At 43.3% G+C, this 2,870-nt stretch carries 4 protein-coding genes; all 4 read left to right on the forward strand.

Features of this window, described 5'->3' with window-relative positions:
* The first annotated feature begins 105 nt into the window (after positions 1–105).
* Positions 106–717, forward strand: coding sequence for a hypothetical protein (locus QEH52_RS19215; RefSeq protein WP_308952576.1), 612 nt, complete (start codon positions 106–108; stop codon positions 715–717).
* A 47-nt stretch (positions 718–764) separates the two neighbouring features.
* Positions 765–1,268: a hypothetical protein gene (locus QEH52_RS19220; protein ID WP_308952577.1), complete on the forward strand. Its 504-nt coding sequence runs from the start codon at positions 765–767 to the stop codon at positions 1,266–1,268.
* Positions 1,269–1,300: 32 nt separating this feature from the next.
* Positions 1,301–1,759 (forward strand): hypothetical protein, encoded by a 459-nt coding sequence (locus tag QEH52_RS19225; protein WP_308952578.1) that lies wholly within the window; start codon positions 1,301–1,303, stop codon positions 1,757–1,759.
* A 341-nt stretch (positions 1,760–2,100) separates the two neighbouring features.
* Positions 2,101–2,715 carry an AbiV family abortive infection protein gene (locus tag QEH52_RS19230; protein WP_308952579.1) on the forward strand — a complete coding sequence of 205 codons (615 nt, stop codon included), beginning with the start codon at positions 2,101–2,103 and terminating at the stop codon, positions 2,713–2,715.
* Positions 2,716–2,870 lie beyond the last annotated feature (155 nt).

Here is a 2,870-nt window from a genome sequence, read left to right on the forward strand (position 1 = left end):
GAACAATCCCCTTACCCCGTAAAGCACACCCGCACGGCTTAGTCCAACAGGTTGTAAGCAGAAAGCGGAGCTTCCAGCCTACAACACTTTAAGTTGGATAATTGAATGAAAAAACTGATCCCATTCTTCCTTCTCACATCCTTGCTTGCGGAAGAGGAAATCACAGACCCATTTGCTGCCCCAGCAGCAACAAAAGAAAGCATCTCTGCAAGTGTCGATGATTCCATCATTAAACATCAAGCTGCTATAGAAGTCTTAGAACAAATCAAACGAATTGATAGAATTGAGTGCATCCTCATGGATCCAACCTACGACTATGAATATGCCTCTCAAAAAGAGAATTGGATCGGTCACAAAGAAATCTCTGAAGAGGAAGAATTACTTGAGGCTCTTGAGAAGTTAAGTTGGTTCTTCAGGCAGGAAGGCATCGGAGCAATGTGCATGTATCCGGTGCATGAAATGAGATGCTACACCAAAGAAAAAGAAATCCTCAAGCTGACGATTTGCTGGGGCTGCAATCAGTCATCAGTGTGGTCAGAGAATGTCTCTATGAGTTGGGGTTTAGGAGACTACAAGCCTCTGGAAGAATTCTTAATAGCACGACTTCCAATTCCAGATGAATTCATGGACATGAGAGAGGTCGTAAAAACTAAAACCAATCGAGTAATCGAAGAAATTAAAAGATCCAACCAGGCGGGAGATGACAACTCCGAGTAGCGCTGCCGCGCTACTCTCCGCGCATCCCCTTCACGTTCTGTAACTAAATGAACTACCCTCCTATAGGACTTTTGGCCGCCATCCATGCGGAGACAATTTCACCTGAGACATGGAAGGCTTGGGCGGATCGAGAAATTCTTCGAACAGAGCAACCGCCGATGTGGATAATAGACTTATCTATAGCAAACGACTTTTCGGAAGCATGGAAAGCAATCGGAGAATCTGTTCAAGACACTGAATCTCTACCTAGTGCCCAATTAGATGAAGCAGCACTGGGCTTAATATCTCTCAACTATCTGAAAGGGGGAATCGATTTTTGTCATTATTTACGACGTGCAGGAGATCACACTGATCCGAGTAGTTGCTCCACAGATTGTGAATACTTCTACCACCATCTAAATGGAATCGAGTCATCTAGTAATCCTGAAGAATACGAAAGAATGGCTCGATCAGAAATAGAACAATATCTAGCAGAAGCAATCGAGCTTGGGAAAATTGCACAAGCACAGATAAAACCAATCACAGAACCAGTCGATCGTGGCAACGGCTAGCGCCGTCGCCACATCTCATCGATAGTCAAAAAATGAAAATAGCATCAGCACTCATCGCTCTCATCGCAATTACTAGCACCTTGAGTGCTGATACCGAATTAGAATCAGATTTTGAGAAGCGAGTAGTTGAAGTTATCGAATCTAGAGACTTCGGGAGGCTACACGAAGTTCTTAGAATTGAAGGAAACTCAAGAATGAAGCTTATGATGGGATCATCCACATTTGAAAGAGCCATGCTTCTTGGGTATACAAAAATTGAAGTAAAAAAAATAGAGCGAGACAGCCCATATTGGCCTAAGCAAAGTGTGATTGATGGCTCTACATACGTAATCGACGAGAAAGAAGACTATTGGACGTTTTCAATCCTCTACGAAGAACCGAAACATCCGATCATCGGCCTAAGCAAAGGATCAACAACTATCTTAGCTGAATACGATGGCCATCTATACGTAGCAGCCGTAAACAAGCAGGAGACTATCAAGGCGGAGTGATCAACTCCGAGTCGCTGCGCTCCTCTACGTGATCATCCTTTACGATATACAGAAAAGTGAACTGAATTTAGAACCGCAGATTCACGCTGATCTACACAGATTTAAGAATCTTGATCCGCGTGAATTAGCATCCATCTGCGGTTAAAAAAATACCAGATAAGAAGATTGAAGGAATCCAAACCCTAACCATATTGAGCCAATCAAACCGAATCAAAAAAATGAACACTGAGGCGACCGGTCAGATTGAGCGCATTGGAACAGCCCCGGGGTATATCCAGTCGGTCGTATCAACTCCGTTCGCTGCGCTCACTGCGTGATACACCTCACCGTTCTGTAAAAATATGAAGCTACCAGATTTTATCGATGAGCTTATTCCATTGCCTGGGTGCTTCTTAGTATTTGACGATGATGATAAGCCCAAATCACAAAACGGGGGGCAGGCAGTATTCTTAGATTCGTCTAAATACCCCGAAAAAGCTCAGGCCGCGCTAGATGTTTTTAGAAAAAGTAAAAGAAACAGCATTAGTCTTCTACAAGAAGCTATCTTATTAAATGAGAATGGGTTTTACCCAAGGGCAGCTGCTTTAGCAATTATGTCTTACGAAGAGCTTGGAAAGTCACAGATTGCAGCGGATTACTACACAAAGTTAATACCTGAAAGCATCTACAAAGCTGCTTTTCGAAAACACGAAAAAACAGCATATACGAGTAGGCATAGAGCTATCGGCAACCATGAGAAGGTGAAGCATGGCTTTCACATAGATAAGTCCATTGCCCGAGAGCTAGAAACTATGCGGCAACGAGCACTTTACGTAGATGAAAACAATAACCCGATTGAATCATTCTCCCAAGATGACGCCGAGCTGATCATTAGCAAAGTGGCTGAACACCAAAGAGCCATTGAGCATGCAGAAGAGTTGAATTGTCGGATTGGCTCTAAAGCACTATTTAAATAAACAGAACCAGTCACTAGACTCAATGTCGCTAACGCGCCATCGAGTCAGTTCTACGTTGGGTAAGTAAAATGAACAGATTCCGTCCTATAGTTGCTCTGGTCTACTTAATGATCCTATATCGGGCAAATCTAGTAGAAACCCTTCCCGGGGATACC

This window comes from Thalassobacterium maritimum (assembly GCF_031127805.1).
In the GTDB taxonomy this organism is placed as follows: domain Bacteria; phylum Verrucomicrobiota; class Verrucomicrobiia; order Opitutales; family Coraliomargaritaceae; genus Thalassobacterium; species Thalassobacterium maritimum.

Bases quoted from the DNA above. Each gene is read 5' to 3' on its own strand.
- QEH52_RS19215 (WP_308952576.1), top strand. From the start codon at position 106: ATGAAAAAACTGATCCCATTCTTCCTTCTCACATCCTTGCTTGCGGAA.
- QEH52_RS19220 (WP_308952577.1), top strand. From the start codon at position 765: ATGAACTACCCTCCTATAGGACTTTTGGCCGCCATCCATGCGGAGACA.
- QEH52_RS19225 (WP_308952578.1), top strand. From the start codon at position 1,301: ATGAAAATAGCATCAGCACTCATCGCTCTCATCGCAATTACTAGCACC.
- QEH52_RS19230 (WP_308952579.1), top strand. From the start codon at position 2,101: ATGAAGCTACCAGATTTTATCGATGAGCTTATTCCATTGCCTGGGTGC.